Raw genomic sequence first — 16,419 nt, forward strand, 5'->3', positions numbered from 1 at the left:
CTTGAAAGAAGCCAATCATCCCTGCCGTAACCAAGCGGCTGCATCACAAGCGTGGTAGGTGAGGATCAAATCGGCACCAGCTCGCTTGAAACTCAACAAGGTTTCTAAGACCACCGCCCGCTCATCAAGCCAACCCCTTTCAGCAGCAGCCTTCACCATCGAATACTCGCCACTCACGTTGTAAGCAGCGATGGGTAACTCCGATTCTTCGCTTAAACGATGAATGATGTCGAGATAGGCCAAGCCAGGCTTCACCATGAGAATGTCTGCACCCTCCTGCTCATCGAGTTGAGCCTCAGTAATCGCCTCACGAGCATTGGCTGGATCCATTTGATACGTGCTCTTGTCTTTAGGAATTGGCTTACCACCAGCCACGCGCGGGGCTGAATCAAGCGCCTCGCGAAACGGGCCGTAGTACGCCGAAGAGTATTTCGCTGTATAGCTAATAATCCCCACATGCTCAAAACCCTCGTCGTCAAGAGCTTCACGGATGGCACCGACGCGACCATCCATCATGTCGCTGGGTCCAATCAGGTCAGCACCAGCACGAGCCTGAACAACAGCCTGACGACAGAGTTGTTCAATCGTCTCGTCGTTCAGCACCACACCCTCGGCGCTCACGATGCCGTCATGACCATCACAGGAATAGGGATCCAATGCCACATCGGTCATCACTGTCATTTCCGGCAGCTCATGCTTGAGCTGCGTGATGGCCCGCGGAATCAACCCATGCTCACTGAAACATTCCGCCCCATCTTCAGTTTTGAGGCCCTCAGCGACTTTCGGGAAAAGCACCACACAACGAATGCCCAGACCCCAGGCCCGTTGAACTTCTCCCATTAAGCGATCCAGGCTCCAGCGATTGGTTCCTGGCATGGCACCGATCGGCTCCACATCAGCTCCCTCATGGACAAACAAGGGATAGATAAAGTCAGCAGCAGTGAGGCTGTGCTCCCGCACCATGGAACGCAGGGCAGGAGTACGACGCAGCCGACGAGGGCGATAAGTGAGATCCATCAAAACCGCATAACAATCTCGTGAGCGTAAGTCTCGCCTCAGAGTGGAGCCATCTGAAGCCACGCCTGACGGGGGTCAGTACTGCGGGACTGCTGCAACCGTTTCAACAACTCCAGCTCATCAGCAGACCATTCAGACGGTAACTTCAGGTTGAGGGTCAAGAGCAAATCACCGCGCCCCCCAGGCGAAGGCCAACCTTTGCCTTTAAGCCGCAGACTGCGGCCTGGCGAGGTTCCTGCAGGAATGGTCACCTGAGCTTCCCCATCAGGAGTCATCACAGTCGCCGTACCCCCCAGTGCAAACTCATCGAGTGCAACGGGCAAATCGGCCCGCAGCTGATCACCATCCAACCGCCATAAGGGATGGGTTTGTACATCAATATTGAGGAAAAGATCACCCCGCCGGCCAGTACCAGGTTGAAGATTGCCCTTTCCCTTGAGGCGTAAGCGCGAACCAGGTTTAATGCCCTGCGGAATGCGCACCTGCACTCGTTCTTCATTCACAGAAAGGGTGCGTTCGGTACCGCGAAACGCTTCAGCAAAACTCACCTTCAAGGTAGCTTCGGCATCAAGATTCACCGGAGCACGCGAGCTCCCTCTAGGAAAGCCTGCGCCACCAGGGAAACCAGCGCCAAAACCAGCAGCAGCTTGAGGCCCACCAAAACGGCCCAAAAGGTCATTAATGAAGTCGTCAAAATTCCCATAACGACCAAAGTCAACTTCAAAACCAGCCCCGGCAGGACCTCCACCACCCATGCCACTGGCCTGATTCCAATAGCGGCCAAACTGCTCATATTTACTGCGTTTATCCGGATCGGAAAGCACCTCATATGCCTCACTCACCTCCTTGAACTTCGCCTCAGCAGTAGAATCTCCGGGATTCACATCAGGGTGGTACTGGCGCGCCAGCTTGCGGAATGCTCGCTTGATGTCATCGCTATCGGCGTTGCGCTCAACTCCGAGAACCTTGAAATAATCCCGGTAGCCGCTGCCGGCCATGGCGTTGATTTGGCGCGAGGCCCTACATCTGTTCAGTGTCCCAGTTTCGCCGTAACCCTGCGCCTTGCTACATGGAGGGAAGCCCGAACGATTTGAGAGTGATTAAGTTTGCCAAACCCCACTCTTCAGCTTCCATGGTTCGGCCACAAATCCTCCAAGGCAACCATGGCCTGAAGTTATGGCTGTCCCTACTCACAGCGATGGGGCTGAGTCTCTCACTGCAAGCTGCCAAAACCCGAGCAGGCGATGGCGCGGGCACCCTAGGGGAGCCTCTCAAAACATCAACCAGCGAACAACTGACCTTGGTTCGTCATCTCAACACCATCGGAGCCGTGTTCTACGGCTCCTGGAGCTGTCCGGCTTGTTTCTTCCAAAAAAACCTGTTCGGCCAGCAGGCGAGCACGATCCTGAACTATGTGGAATGTGGCAAACCAAAACAGCTGCCTGAACAATCAGCAGCCTGCGTAAAAGCCGAGATTCAGGCCTATCCCACCTGGATCCTTGAAGACGGACAGCGACGTGAAGGGGTGCAGTCGATCGAGGAGTTAGCAATCTGGACCAAGATGCCTGCCAGCCCTGAATAATGAACAGATTCTTGACGCCAATGAACAAAGGACTAGCCTAAAAAAATCTCAATTAAGCGAGTACCAATCAATATTAAGCTTAAGCTTAATATTGGAATTCAATCGCAAATCATTAGACAACTTCGTTTTGATTCCAGAGAATTATCTGCAAATAATCCCCTGCATAAATCTAGACAGCTGTGGCGTTGCAACAACGAGAGCTCCACAAAAGAGCAAGCCAACATACCTATAGCAATCGCCTATTCCTGAAGAAGATGCAACACTACCGCACATGAATTATTTTTTAGTCACTTGCTTCACTGACGAACACTTTTCTATTGAGATATCAACTGGCTTTTGCTCCGTTTCAAGGAATTTATTTCACAGCAAAGTTCTCTGCAACTACCAACAAAATTCAAGTTGAATGAATAAGGTAAACTCAGCAAGCTGTTAACACTTCCTCGATCAGGTCTCATCAACCCAGTAAATTTGCTAAATCTTTGTATGGCAGTGCAGGTCAAGAGTCAGGGATCAATCCATTCAAGCCGCCTCAAGCATTCTCACGAATACCGAAGTCTTGCAAAGAATGATCCTGCTGGATGCACAACCATTTCGCTCTCAGTCGAAGGATAAGGACCAACAATAAACACCATCCCAAAAAACAGCCAATCACATACCCAAACCATTCAATCTCCCAATCATCAGATTCATGAACACCGTATCCTTAATCTCCGTAACGCCCAAGGCAGAAGAAATCATTGCTTACTGTGCGAGAGTCTCTAATCCTCAAAATCAAGACAATCCTGATAGCGAAAGGCTTATCCGCTATCTAATTAAACATCGTCACTGGAGTCCCTTCGAGATGGCCCATATAGTTATGGAAATAGGAACGACCCGAGCAATAGCAGCGCAAATCCTCAGACATCGAAGCTTCTCTTTTCAAGAATTTAGTCAGCGCTATGCTGATGTCTCAACAATGGCCTTTGCTAAGCCGCCTTCACTACGCAGGCAAGACATAAAAAATAGGCAAAGCAGCATCGACGATCTTGATCAAGAGACAGTATCAAAACTGAGTTCAAAAGCGAACTTATTGTTTGAACAAAGTCGCGACCTATACCAAGAGATGCTTGCAGCTGGCGTAGCAAAAGAATGCGCAAGAGAAGTTCTTCCACTAGCAACTCCCACGAAAATCTATATGGCAGGGAGCGTTAGATCTTGGCTTCATTATATCGATCTGCGCTCCGCACATGGAACCCAAAAAGAACACCAAGACGTTGCCATCAAGTGCCGAGAAATACTCACACAAGAGATGCCTTGCGTATGCAATGCAATGTGGCCTTAAAAAGAAAATATTAAAACCCGGATTTATATCGCCAAAATTGCCAGGGTTATAATTTAATATTTAGCTAGCATGTAAATCAATTAAATTAATCGCCTTAAGCATTACTGCTCATTCATCTTACTCTGCACAAAACCTCATTCTTCAAACTTTAAAGTCAATTTCCTGATCGAACAATTGATCAGCTATGGAGGAAAGATCGGCAAGACAAGGCCTGGTCGAAGGTGCGTCCTCACTAATGCACCCAATCAACACGAATCCCCTTGCGGCTATTAAGGAATCGATCGATCGCCATTGCTGCAATACATCCGTCTGATGCAGCCACCACCGCCTGCTTAAACGGGGTGTTACGAATATCACCAATAGCCCATACCCCGTCCACTGTTGTGGCCATAAAGTCATCTACTACGACGCCTCCATCCTCTTTAAAAGCCACCTGATCACCTAAGAAATCAGTGATTGGCTTAGAGCCACTCATGTAAACAAACACACCTTCAACGGCCAAGTCCTGCTCTGTCTCCTGAGCCCGATTTTTCAACTTGATGCCAGTCACGCCAGCATCATCTCCCTCGATCAACATCAATCTTGTGCGGCTCCAGTGTTGAACATTTGGCTGAGTCATCAACGCTTGCGCGTGCACGTCATCTTCCTTGGGGTCACTCGTGGTAAGCCAATGCACTGTCGAGGCGAACTTGGTCAGCACCTGTCCTTCCTCAACTGCCTCTTTGTTTGCCCCAACAACAGCCACCTCACGTCCTTTATAAAAGGCACCATCACAGGTAGCGCAATAGCTCACGCCGCGGCCAAGGTACTCTGCCTCTCCCTTAAATGATGCTGGGCGCCCCAAAGCTCCAGTCGCTACAACCAGCGCCCTTGCCTTAAAAGTCCCTTCAGGGGTATACACCGTCTTCCATTCACCATTCACGTCCACACCAAAAACCTGGGCACGACGATAATCACTGCCAAAGGAAACGGCCTGCTCGCGCATCAAAGCCAGTAGCGCTTCGCCACTCATCTCGCTGGAAACGCCTGGATAATTAGCGATCTGATGGGTAATCGCCAAGGCGCCTACATCAGGATTCTTATCAAGGATGACTGTTTTCAAATCGGCACGCGATGTGTAAAGCGCGCAGCTGCAACCAGCTGGGCCACCACCCACGATCACCACGTCGGCTTCGATTGTTTCCAAGAGGCAAAGGTCTCCAGCAGGTTGTCAAAGCTGCTCTCAACAGCTCATCAGCTTCAGATCAGGATGCGTCGTTCAGACAACAATCCCAAAAAGCCACCCCAACCCTACTGAGTTCACAAGGTGATCTGTCTTGAAAGAAATGCCTGTTCTTTGGGCAATGCCATAACCAATCCCTGGATTGGGAGCTTGCAAGTCGATAGACCCTCAAGCGCTTCGCGATACCCTCCCCTTACTCATTTCCCAAGCTTGGCCGATCAGAATCGGCACAAACACACCGAGATGACAACTGATGAGCACTCCACATAACGATCGTCACACAGCTACGCGCATTGAGATCTCACTTCAGGAGGAGGTCTTGGGTTGCCTCGATGACTATTGCGATGTTTACGCTATAGACAGGAGCATGGCCATTGGACATCTGCTGCAGGGCGCCCTGCATAGTGCTCTACCTGACCCTGATTGGTTAAAAGAAGACAAGCCACTCACTGCAAACGCCTCAGCCAACAGCGGGGATTCAGCATCGAAAACTAGCCCAGCAAAAAAAAGCACAGCAACACCAATGGCTCCCCGCAATGAAGCACTCGCCGCCAATCCACTCATACAAAAGCGCCACAACACTCAAGCCTGAGCAGACACAAGCTCTCGATTCCAGCCATGCAAGCCATCAAGGAGCGCTGAGAGTAAAAGCCTTTGCATACGACAGTCATGGCTTTCAAGATGGCGCAATACATATCGAAGTTCTCCAGCACACAAAACACCATCTGAACCGCTGCTTTGATCTAAAGCCACTAGACGGCTCTCATGGTTAACGGCTTGCAAAGCCTGCTCCATGCCACCCAGCCAACCAATTTGTGGCTGGCCCTAAGTCTGCTGACTGTGCTGGCCTTGTTGCTGAGCTTGGGGCGAAGGCTCGAGCCTGCCCTGCGACTGGAGCGGCTAGGCCTGCCTATTGCCCTGTTGGCCGGCACAGCAGGCCTGCTGCTGGGGCCCTATGGCCCCCTACCCCTGCTGCCACTGAGCGTAACGGACATCTGGACTGAAGTTCCAACAGCGTTGCTTACCCTGGTCTTCGCCACCTTGATGCTCGGGCGCCCCCTCCCGAAAGGTCAAGGCTTATGGGAGCCTGTGGCATCCCAGGCCATGCTGGGAATGATGCTCGGTTTTGGTCAATACCTAGTGGGGGGACTAGCGGTCCTGCTGGTGTTGATTCCCTTGCTGGGGGTTGATCCGCTCATGGGCTGCCTGATTGAAGTGGGTTTTGAGGGCGGCCATGGGGCAGCGGCCGTTATGGGTGAAAGCTTTCGCGAACTCGGCTTTCCCGGGGGCCAAGACCTTGGCCTGGCAATGGCAACAGTGGGCCTGCTCACATCAACCCTTCTGGGCAGTGTCCTGGTGATTTTCGGCCGTTGGCGTGGATGGGTTGCCCCCCATGGCCCCACAGAAATCGGAGACACAGGAGCTGTTGAAGAAGAAACGAGTTTTGGCCAACAACTTCGCCTGCTGGCCGTAAATCTTGGCCTGGCTGGAGCCGCTGTTGCTTGCGGCGTGTTGATGCTCGAAGGCTTGCGATTATTGGGCCCTTGGCTGGGGGAGTTCTACCGGCAAGTCATTCACGTCTTCCCAGTCTTTCCTCTTGCACTAGGGGGTTCACTACTGATCCGACTAGCCCTGGAAGTCTCGGGCCAAACTCAATGGGTATCACAGTTATTGCAACGTGAAATCGGCATCCTGGCCACCGACCTGCTGATCACCACTGCAATGGCAAGCCTGAATCTGCCGCTGCTGCAACACGACTGGCTTCCACTAACTGTGTTGTCTGTAACAGGGCTGGCCTGGAATCTATTGATCATGCTCTTTGTGGCCAGATTCACACTGCGCGAGGAATGGTTCGAGCGCTCGATCACCGAGTTCGGACAGGCCACTGGAGTCGCTGCGAGTGGCCTTTTGCTGCTTCGACTGGCCGATCCCCGCAACCTTACAAAAGCCTTACCTGTGTTTTCGATCAAACAATTGATCCTGCAACCCATTCTCTCTGGTGGGGTGATCACCGTTGTAGCCCCTCTAGCAGTGACTCGATTGGGACTGCTTGGCTGGACAGAACTTTGCGGCATTCTTACTGTTATATGTATTGGATTAGCTGTGATCATCAACATCACCTCATCATCAGAATCAACAGAAGCTGCGTGAATAACGGCGAAAGACTAATGCACATTTGCTAGCAATATTTTGACGAAATCTGCTTATTTCTTTACATCGATAGAGTGGATATCCGCAATACAATGAATTAGAGATTCATCGTTGTCAAGAAAAACTGTCTCAACGCTTCGCAAGGGCATCAGCATGAAGACATAGAATAATATCTATAATAGAGAACACGATCTGGACAATTTAGCAAATACCTCCAACACAGAGAATTCATATCTTCAGAACAAGAATTTACAACCGAGGGAGGATTAGTGCCCACTAGTAAAGATAGGGCTTGAGAGTAAAATAATCATGATTCTGGAATTGCCTAAAGCAATCAAATGCGAACCGAGGCAGTCTTGGAGAATTAACTTTCCAATGAAATAACTTTTCATAAAAATAAAGTAATCATAATTTCTGCCAATGCATAGAAAAGAGCCAATGGCTATTCACTGGCCAGAAAACATATTCAAGCTTCAAGGAGAAAAGGAATGGAAAGAAAAGATACTGGTCAAATCAGACAATAAGCAGTAACTAGACCAGCCACGAGAAGTAGCAAGAGTTACCTTAAACCGTAGATATATTACGCTAGACTGGCAACTTGAATACAGCTATTATTTGCTTCCAATGAGATATTAATAGACGACAGATAGTTCTACGATGCAAGCCAATGCGGAAGATTCGGTCGTCAGTCCTGCGATCTCTACTACTGGGGATACTGATCCCTATTGCCGCTTCTCTTTACCTGATCCTGCCGTTGGCTGCTGATGCCACTTACCCAAGCATGCTGGAAAACGATCAGGGTGGAGCTGATCCATCTATGTTAGAGACTAGGAAGAATCTAGATGCTCTCAGCAAAAAGTATCCATTTCTAGACACAGTTGAAGATGGCAAACCCTTGACAGCTGAATTTGTAAAGTATGATCTTGCCGGCTATGATTTAAGCGAGGCTGATCTACGAGGGTCTACATTCAGTGTAACGACTCTGAAGAATGCCAATCTCCACGGTACAAACTTAGAGGATGTATTGGCATACGCCACTCGCTTTGACAATGCCGACCTCTCAGAAAGTATCCTACGCAACGCGAATCTAAGGAAGAGTGAATTCGCTGGTGCTTTGATTGATGGGGCTGACTTCACTAACGCCTTGCTTGACAGGCAAGAACAAAAAGCGCTCTGTGCAAGAGCTACAGGCAAGAATTCAAAAACTGGCGCGGATACATATACCAGCCTTGATTGCTCTGGGATCTCAGAACGAGTTATTCCGGCCGGCAGATAGATGGATCATTAGCTAAATCATCAAGCAAGCAAGTAGCCATTTCAAAGAGGCTAACGTGATGAGTCTTAAAATAACATTTATAGGTTACATTGATCAAAAAGAATTAGAGGATCTCTAGCCAAGTCATTTATCAAATAGAGGGCTAATGATGAGCTTAGTCAAGCCTGAGAGGCAATACTAGCTTGATTTACATCTGCCATGTGCTTCCAAAGATTATTTCTCTAAGGCTTTGCATTACCATCTTCAACCAAAGACCACTACAGGAAGAACTTATTCTTTAATAGATGAAAGCCTTAATAGATGATTGGATGAAATCTTCTCTTGAATCAATCGATCTATAATTATGTCTACACGCTGCCAAAGCAGAATCGGTTGCATTCGCGCATCATATCAATGGATCACAGACTTGATCTCTACAGCAATAGCTATATTGAGACTTAAGGGTTAGTGGATGTCTTAGAAAGATATATTCGAACTCTCAACATAAGGCCGTCGACTCTATTCTCGTTATCGAGTAACATAACCATTATCAAGATCAGGATTTGACCATCGCAGAAGCATTTCAAAAAGCGTTCCGCTTGCATCCAACTCAATCAAACGTCCTCCAGGTTCATCTTCTCGTCCCAAAGGGCATGGCTGTGCAGCCTCAAAGCTGCAAAGAGTGGAAGGGCAACCAAGCAATAACACATCCTTACGCCCAGGGAAGACCTCTTGCCAGTGCTGATGGATATGCCCAAATACCACAGCGCATAACTCTTCTACAGGAGTGAGTAACTGGATCAACGCCTCACCATCCAATAGACCAAGGGGATCCAACCAAGAATGGCCAATCGGCAAAGGTGGATGATGCAATGCAACCACTAATGGCCTGCCAGATTGCTCAATATCTGACAAGCGCGAATCAAGCCATTGCAGTTGTGATTGACCAAGTTGACCCGCGATTTGACCTGAAACATGGCTACTAAGAAGAATGAGACGAACACCATCAACATTCAAGTCTGCGGGGGCTGTAAAGGCATGGCGTCCAAGGGCCGCCTTAATGAAAAAAGTGTTGTCATGGTTGCCAGGAAGAACAGCAACCTTTGTTGCTGGATTCAGACTCTGCAATTCATCACGCAATAAAACATACCCACACCAGCTCTCGTCATGGCAAAGATCTCCAGTAATTAACAGCAGATCCGGAGAATGAGAGCTTGCCTGTTGCAACGCATACTGTAAGTTCAAAAGCGGATTATGACCTCGTACCAATTGATCATTAAAGGCAACAAGGTGAGGATCACTAAGCTGAACTAAGCGCATTTCTTGTTGAGCGGCTCTACGCAGAGGTTTTGAATTGGAAGCTATCCCCTTCCGTAAAGCATGCAAGCCAGACTATATTCTGACGTTCCTGCTTTTACGAACAAAATTTCCCAAAAGCAATTGAAGCAATGCTTACGGAGAAAGCAACGTTGACTAACGGTGCTTTGAAATATCAATGATAAGCAAAAAACTGGGGTATGCATTTGTTTTAGGGAAATGCAATGAAAGATTAATGAGCGGGAGTCAATCGGGCAACAGCTGGGGCACTTACCTTAAGGCGATGCTCCCAGGTATGCCTCCAAGCATCGAAGGCAAGGATGACTAGTGTGACCATAAGCACCATGAGCTGGATCAGAAAAATACGGAGCGGGCCATGCAGGTAACGCCAGTAGAAGATGCCAAAGGTACGGCCTGTCGCATAGCTACCTCTCACCATCAAGCCCATCAAGCTCTTGAGGCTTGCAAACAAAGCGATGTCAGCAACAAGTGTCATGACCACCTTTGACATGAAGACCATGCCAAGGGCGACGATCAGAGCTGTTGAAACTTGAGTGAAATGAGTCATGGGCAGTTACCTCATACTCATCATATTCCAGAACGGCTGAGCAAGAGAAAATAAACCATTTAGGTGGTTCATCAGTGATCGAAGACTGCTGTATAGCCTCAATCGCTTTCCAATGCCGCCTTGCCTGCTTTTTATTGCACTAACAAGGTCTTATTGACAGTTCGAGACCGAGACTAATTGAATATAAAATAAAGACGTTGTCGCTGAGCACAAGAACATCCGCAAAATGCTTAATCTGATCTCGAAATCAAAGCCAAATCACATAGCGAAAGGCTCAGTACTTTCATACTAATAGCAAAGGCATACTCCAGCGATTCCGAAGAATCACTTTACCCAGGCATTCATCTTATGGTTTCTATTATAAAACTATTTCAGGCAATGATAGATGCTTTCAACTAGGATTCCTCCAAAGATACTCTCGAGCAGCAAAATGCACCCCGAAGAATAATGTATCATAGCGATTAGCCTAGCAAAAGAAGACTTTAGGCAAGTCGGAGTATCTCTTCAGCCATGAAGAAAAATGATTCCAACGTACATTATTTATAGAAGAATTATTAGCAATAAGAATATACCAAAACTAGCACCAATTCACTGAGATTTTTTCTCCATCCGGTGATTAATAAATCTTCTTTATAATCTCACCATTATCAACAATAAGTGTCATAGCCCTTGAACCATTGGGAATGAAAAATGATCTGCGATGATCAGGCTCTTCTTCTGCTCCCTGCTTGAGCTGTACATCCAACTCAACCTCTTAGTCAATCCGTATGCACCAGTGAAATAGCTCCTGCTCGTCTCGTGGAACGCTATCTTGGCGTTCAAGCATGATTAAACTAATAAAGCCCATATCGGTGGGTAGAATAAATATACTTCAATAGATCGCAAAGAATTATTCAAGTTGAAGTATCGGTTCATGTTGATTCAACTATCCAAGATACTCCATTTTCAATAATGCTATGAGTCAAAGTGTCAAATGCCTATTCTATGAATCAAGATTGATTCTTCATTAAGGCATGATTGATTTCTACTGCTGCCTTGCGACCGTCTCTAATTGATGCTTGCATACTAATGGAGCCTCTAATGATATCTCCACCCGCAAATACATTGACCTGACCCTGAACCTGAAGCGTCTCTAAGTCAACAAAGTCATCCATATCTACCACAAGGCTTGTACTTAGATGGTCCCTTAATTCAGACTGAATACGCTGTTGCTCCAAACCTGCCATGATTACCTGATGAGAAGAACTACAGAGTTCTGAGAAAGCTATTGGATCTATTCTGGAGTGGATCTCAATTCCAAGTTCTTGCATTTCTTTTAAACGCTTAGCCTGAGATTTCGATTGCAGTTCAGCCAGCTCGTCAATCAGACAAACCTTCTTTGCACCATTTTGAATTACCAACTTTGAGATATCCGTAGCAAGGTAGGTAGCACCAACTATTGTCAATATCTTTTCTCTAACAATAGTTGGCTCTTGAGTAAATTGGTCTAAAAACTTCAGACCATGAATCAAGTTAAAATCGTGATCGATATCTTTAGGCTGAATTTGCTTCTCTCCCAGACCACAGGCTAAAAAGATTGCATCATATTGAAGTCTAAGCTCAGCAATTGTGATATCTTCACCTAAAGATTGATCAAAATAAATCCTAATAGAAGGCAATAATAGGTTTGATATTTCACGATGCAATACTGACTGAGGAATCCTTGCTGCAAGAGTAATCCACTTCAAAATCCCTCCAGATTCGCTTTGCTTCTCGTAGATATCTATTTGGTAGCCTAAACGCGCCAAATAGTGAGCACATGTTAGACCAGCAGGCCCAGCCCCAACAATAGAAATTCGCTTACCATTATCCGGAGATACATCTGGTATGTAATTGGGGACTTTCTCGCACACATAGCGATTTAATGACTTAATGGGAATAGAAGCGTCAGGACATAACAATTGCGAACATGAAGGACCACAAAAATCGTCTGATTGAGAAAGGTACGAGGTTGTTTCTGAAAGTGGATTAACGGCTCGTAATGATTGTGCAGCACCTAGCCAATTACCGGCTTCGACAAGGCGTGCGATATGGGCTTGATGAGTACTGTCTGGACCAGCACGAACGCAGCGCGGAGACAGACAAGCTCGGGGCTCTAATTGCACAGTTTTTATCATCTGACTGTCTGGGAACAAATCCGCAGAGTGTTGCTCTTGAGATAGAGAGGCTTTAGCAAAATGAACATAATTTTGAGGATAATGCTTTAATGGCAGATATTGAGGTTGACGAAGATCCTTTAAAATTGCATTGACTGCACTTATTGCGGACACAGTCACAGAAACTACGCCGATCCCTTGACTGGTGGAATCCCCTACACAATAAAGTCCTTGCCAATCACTGCGAGCAGCCAGGCGACTCATATAGCTTTGGCTCATATTCACCTGTGGTCCACCAATAGATCCATGACTTTTAAGGGTATAGCGCTGAATCGTCTGTGGGGTAGCTATTTCCTGAACCAAGATATGTTTTTTGAGTTCTGGGAAATAATTCTTTTCTAAGTAATCAATAATAGCGGATGCTTTTTTCTGCTTTTGATCTCGATATGTACGGCTATGATATTTATCTTTGCCATCTGTTGGCACTGTGATCTCTGGAGTAGATTCCGGTAGAAATATGCAGAGTGTATGGGTCCCTGGCGGAGAAGCTTCAGGATCCAACATCGACGTTACATAGACTGTCAGATAACTTGAAGAACCTTCGACCTCATAAGGTAAAATCTGGGTGGGTTTCATCGTCGAAGGGACAGCTTCTGCTTTAACCCCTAGATAAACACCAAATACACTATAACTTGGCCTAAATTTCTTTGCCCACTTTCTTTTCCTGCGAGAGATATGCTGGGGATCGATCAACTTACCATAGAGATTCCAGATAGTTGTGTTTGAGATTACCGTATGAGCTTTAATCTTAAGACCACTTTCAAGTTTACAGCCAATCGCCTTGCCCTTCTCAATTAAGATTTTGTCAATGCGATTGCGATATAAGATCTGCCCACCATATTTATGAATGGCTTTCTCTAGTTTATTCGCCAGCATCTGTGGTGAACCTTGAGCATAATAACAACCACCTGTGTAAGATTCCACGTGGATCATTGGGCCGGCGATGGCGGGAGTCTGATCCAATCCACAAGTGGTCATATTTTGATTTAAAAGCGTAAATAGTTTTAGAATCTGCGGATCACGCGTAAAGCGGCGAAATAGTTGCTCTTGAGTTGAAAGCAGATAATTGAGCAACCTTGCCAAATACAAAGGGCGCGTAAGCATCAAATTGATGCCGTGCTGCGGTGGCGTTTCCGCTGGCGCAAAAAACTGACCTCCATAGCTATCCAATGAGTCATGATAAAAAGATTCGAATTCCCTTAGTAATGCTTTGATTTGTTCTGATTGGTGTGGAAAACAAGAACACATTTCTTCCCAAAATCTTTCCCGTTGTGTATACATGGAGACTTTGGTTTGCTGATCTAGATGGATGGTGAAGGTTTCATCCATCGGAACAAGAGTAATGTCTTCCTCCAACTCATTCATCACAAATTGATGTGGGTTGTAGCCTTTTTCTCCAAACCCAAAAAAGAGAGAAGCTCCTACATCAAATGTAAACCCTTGACGGCGAAAGATACTCGCGCATCCACCAGGGAGATAATGCTGCTCTACCACCAAAACCCTATACCCACGCTTAGCAAGAAGTGCCGCTGCAGTTAGTCCACCAATCCCAGCGCCAACTACTAAGACATCATAAGAGGGCAACAAAATATCGCGGTCAAGCACGTGCATTAGCCAAGGGATACACAAGCCAAGTAAATTATCTCACTATTTCATGCAACATTCAGGCTACAAGCGCAAAACGTTGCATGCAGCTAGCAAGCAAAAGATAAATAAAATCCAAACCCTCTAACAAAATCACTTATTACTGCACAATGTAAAAGCTTGTAAGGTCAATCAAGGTTTTTCCTATTCTAACTTCAGAAGTTAAGATGCGAATCAACCCTAAAGAAGGCAGATTTTGACCAACGACTTGATTGGGAATTGCCTTCATGCAAACATCATCCATGACTACTTGAATAGGCTGCATATGCAAGAACGGTGATTTGGTTCTCTCAACAATCATCTACTGGCATATATGTTTACAGCCAGAAACTTATTGCCAGCCAAAGGGTTGAGGAGTGATCAGCTAATAATTGAGCAAAGAGTCGAAAGAAAGTTACCCCTTATGAATAACAGTAACTGCAATTCAGCATCTACTACCTAGTCTACTATTCTTGACTTGCATCACTATATAGAAGAACAAGAATGTTATTGTGCTATTAAATAGTTCTTGAACAGGCTAAATGGTCCATCCAATCTCAGCCCAAAAAATCCGAGCTTTCAGAAAGCGTCAACAAGACACTGGCTGGGGTTATGCAATGTCATCAGCTTGGGTTCCTCTTGTCCAGATATATTACGCCATATCCAGAAGATCTATCACCCCAATAATTTATGGGATTGTAGGAACAGCACTTATATGCTTAATCATTGGAGCATGTATCAATACTTTCGGAGTCTCAGGCCAAGGGCCTTCCTCAGAACAATGGAAAATAGTCTTCTATTTGACTACATATATTGCTGGACCATTCCTCTACAAATCGGGAATCCGTCAAGCTAAACGAGAAGCGATGTCTATTCTGATGAAAAATGGCATTACTCAAGGAGAGTTGCGTAGACCATGGCATCCCTCAATGATTCGTCTAAATCTAAAAATAAAAGACTGGGTTCACGGCGACGCCATCACCAAAACCAAAATACCAAAGAATGAGAAAGCAGAAACGCATTTACCAGAGCGGTCGGAAAAATATTTGGTGCGATGGTGGCTCTTTGCAACTGGAGCCAAACGACCTTTTCAAAAGCTGGAAGAGCTAAAGCGGCTATATGAACAAGGCTTGATCAGCAAAGAAGAATATGAGATCTCGAAAGAGCAGACAGTAAGAATACAATAAGTCATAATATAATTTACATGCAAATAGACCGCTAAGAATTAACGATTCCCTCTAATGAGTCGAACACGGTTGTAAATATTTTGATTTTTTAATTATTGAAAAATGGAATCAGTCATACCAGGCAATTGATTGAGACTCACTTGAAATGCCTACTTATCTAGCGCACCCATTTACATCCAAAAAGATATCTTTTCTCAAGCCCTCGTTCTTAGCTTAACTTTGAACAAAGTCTAGAGTTGTCGCCGGAATTGACTGGCCAACTTTAATCACATTTTCTAGTTCTGAGTTGGTTCGGCTCTTTTCTTTTGTCAAAGCTCTCTATGCATTGGAACTCATCAAGGAAGACACCTACTTGGATCTCATTCGAATTCTAAGTAGCTTTGGAATTGAGTGACTGCATCAAGAGACAGGCGATTGATGGATCAGGAGTCAACAACCTCTGCAGACCCCCTAATTTTGATTACAGTGTATGCGAAATCTTGCTAGAAAAAATCGATTGAGTCGAATGAAATCAAGGTTGCAAGCTAGGTCTAGCTCAATCACGTTGGTGTTGAATACCTTTAATGCAATGCTGCACTGGATCAACGACCGATCAAGCTAGTTGCCCAGTGCATTGACCTATTGACGCGGATTGAGTGACCTGTCTTTATGTAATGGAGATCTATCGCCGCCTTTCTGCACCGACGGCTCTTCTCTTTGTTCGTTAGGGGGGTTTTCCATCATGACTTTCGCCCGATTGAGCCAAGTCGAGATCTTGCACGGGAGATTTGCAATGGCAAGCATGGCATCACTTGTGTTGATTGAAGTCCTCAAGTTGCAATTGACAACCTCATAGCAATGCTCGTTGAGTTATTTTAGCGCAGTCCCATCTCGACAAGAGAACCAACCCCAACCCATGTGTTGATAAACGCGATAAGTAATTGTGACTGAATTCATTCACAATTGATCACTGTGCACGAAACCAACTCTAAGGTTTTGCAC

Annotated in this window: 14 protein-coding genes; 7 read left to right on the forward strand and 7 right to left on the reverse strand. The window is 46.2% G+C overall.

Annotated elements, in window-relative coordinates:
• Positions 1–15: 15 nt before the first annotated feature.
• Together hemB and PMIT1303_RS00865 are read right to left on the reverse strand one after the other, a co-directional pair.
• Positions 16–1,017 carry a porphobilinogen synthase gene (gene hemB / locus PMIT1303_RS00860; RefSeq protein WP_011825065.1) on the reverse strand — a complete coding sequence of 334 codons (1,002 nt, stop codon included), beginning with the start codon at positions 1,015–1,017 and terminating at the stop codon, positions 16–18.
• Positions 1,018–1,055: 38 nt separating this feature from the next.
• Positions 1,056–2,015 (reverse strand): DnaJ C-terminal domain-containing protein, encoded by a 960-nt coding sequence (locus PMIT1303_RS00865; protein WP_011825064.1) that lies wholly within the window; start codon positions 2,013–2,015, stop codon positions 1,056–1,058.
• Positions 2,016–2,149: 134 nt separating this feature from the next.
• Between PMIT1303_RS00865 and PMIT1303_RS00870 the strand changes: the two genes are divergently transcribed.
• Both PMIT1303_RS00870 and thyX read left to right on the forward strand, forming a co-directional pair.
• Positions 2,150–2,599, forward strand: a complete 450-nt coding sequence (locus PMIT1303_RS00870; protein ID WP_231901172.1) for a hypothetical protein — start codon at positions 2,150–2,152, stop codon at positions 2,597–2,599.
• Positions 2,600–3,287: 688 nt separating this feature from the next.
• Complete coding sequence (gene thyX / locus PMIT1303_RS00875; protein ID WP_011825062.1) at positions 3,288–3,920, forward strand: FAD-dependent thymidylate synthase; 633 nt, start codon at positions 3,288–3,290, stop codon at positions 3,918–3,920.
• Positions 3,921–4,152: 232 nt separating this feature from the next.
• On the opposite strand, the gene PMIT1303_RS00880 is transcribed toward thyX, so the two are convergent.
• Entirely contained in the window at positions 4,153–5,106 is a 954-nt protein-coding gene (locus PMIT1303_RS00880; RefSeq protein ID WP_011825061.1) for an NAD(P)/FAD-dependent oxidoreductase, read from the reverse strand.
• Between the two features lie 289 nt (positions 5,107–5,395).
• On the opposite strand from PMIT1303_RS00880, the gene PMIT1303_RS00885 reads away from it, so the two are divergent.
• Positions 5,396–5,734 (forward strand): hypothetical protein, encoded by a 339-nt coding sequence (locus PMIT1303_RS00885; protein WP_063397134.1) that lies wholly within the window; start codon positions 5,396–5,398, stop codon positions 5,732–5,734.
• Here the strand turns inward: PMIT1303_RS00885 and PMIT1303_RS13665 are convergent.
• Positions 5,725–5,937, reverse strand: coding sequence for a hypothetical protein (locus tag PMIT1303_RS13665; protein WP_231901174.1), 213 nt, complete (start codon positions 5,935–5,937; stop codon positions 5,725–5,727). The genes PMIT1303_RS00885 and PMIT1303_RS13665 overlap by 10 nt on opposite strands.
• Here PMIT1303_RS13665 and PMIT1303_RS00890 point away from each other — a divergent pair.
• Both PMIT1303_RS00890 and PMIT1303_RS00895 read left to right on the forward strand, forming a co-directional pair.
• Positions 5,908–7,293 (forward strand): sodium/glutamate symporter, encoded by a 1,386-nt coding sequence (locus PMIT1303_RS00890; RefSeq protein WP_011825057.1) that lies wholly within the window; start codon positions 5,908–5,910, stop codon positions 7,291–7,293. The genes PMIT1303_RS13665 and PMIT1303_RS00890 overlap by 30 nt on opposite strands.
• A gap of 667 nt (positions 7,294–7,960) precedes the next feature.
• The gene (locus PMIT1303_RS00895; protein WP_063397135.1) at positions 7,961–8,569 is read left to right on the forward strand and encodes a pentapeptide repeat-containing protein; all 609 of its coding nucleotides are present in this window, start codon (positions 7,961–7,963) and stop codon (positions 8,567–8,569) included.
• A 507-nt stretch (positions 8,570–9,076) separates the two neighbouring features.
• Here the strand turns inward: PMIT1303_RS00895 and PMIT1303_RS00900 are convergent.
• From PMIT1303_RS00900 to PMIT1303_RS00910, 3 genes are all read right to left on the reverse strand, one after another.
• Positions 9,077–9,868, reverse strand: a complete 792-nt coding sequence (locus tag PMIT1303_RS00900) for a metallophosphoesterase (RefSeq protein ID WP_063397136.1) — start codon at positions 9,866–9,868, stop codon at positions 9,077–9,079.
• A gap of 229 nt (positions 9,869–10,097) precedes the next feature.
• Entirely contained in the window at positions 10,098–10,433 is a 336-nt protein-coding gene (locus tag PMIT1303_RS00905; RefSeq protein WP_063397137.1) for a hypothetical protein, read from the reverse strand.
• A gap of 989 nt (positions 10,434–11,422) precedes the next feature.
• Positions 11,423–14,233 carry an FAD-dependent oxidoreductase gene (locus tag PMIT1303_RS00910; protein WP_231901176.1) on the reverse strand — a complete coding sequence of 937 codons (2,811 nt, stop codon included), beginning with the start codon at positions 14,231–14,233 and terminating at the stop codon, positions 11,423–11,425.
• Between the two features lie 560 nt (positions 14,234–14,793).
• Here PMIT1303_RS00910 and PMIT1303_RS00915 point away from each other — a divergent pair.
• Both PMIT1303_RS00915 and PMIT1303_RS14305 read left to right on the forward strand, forming a co-directional pair.
• Complete coding sequence (locus tag PMIT1303_RS00915) at positions 14,794–15,438, forward strand: SHOCT domain-containing protein (RefSeq protein ID WP_063397139.1); 645 nt, start codon at positions 14,794–14,796, stop codon at positions 15,436–15,438.
• 631 nt (positions 15,439–16,069) lie between these two features.
• The gene (locus PMIT1303_RS14305) at positions 16,070–16,273 is read left to right on the forward strand and encodes a chlorophyll a/b-binding protein (protein WP_074159176.1); all 204 of its coding nucleotides are present in this window, start codon (positions 16,070–16,072) and stop codon (positions 16,271–16,273) included.
• Positions 16,274–16,419: the final 146 nt, after the last annotated feature.

The sequence above is a fragment of the Prochlorococcus sp. MIT 1303 genome (assembly GCF_001631965.1).
GTDB classification, from domain to species: domain Bacteria; phylum Cyanobacteriota; class Cyanobacteriia; order PCC-6307; family Cyanobiaceae; genus Prochlorococcus; species Prochlorococcus marinus_D.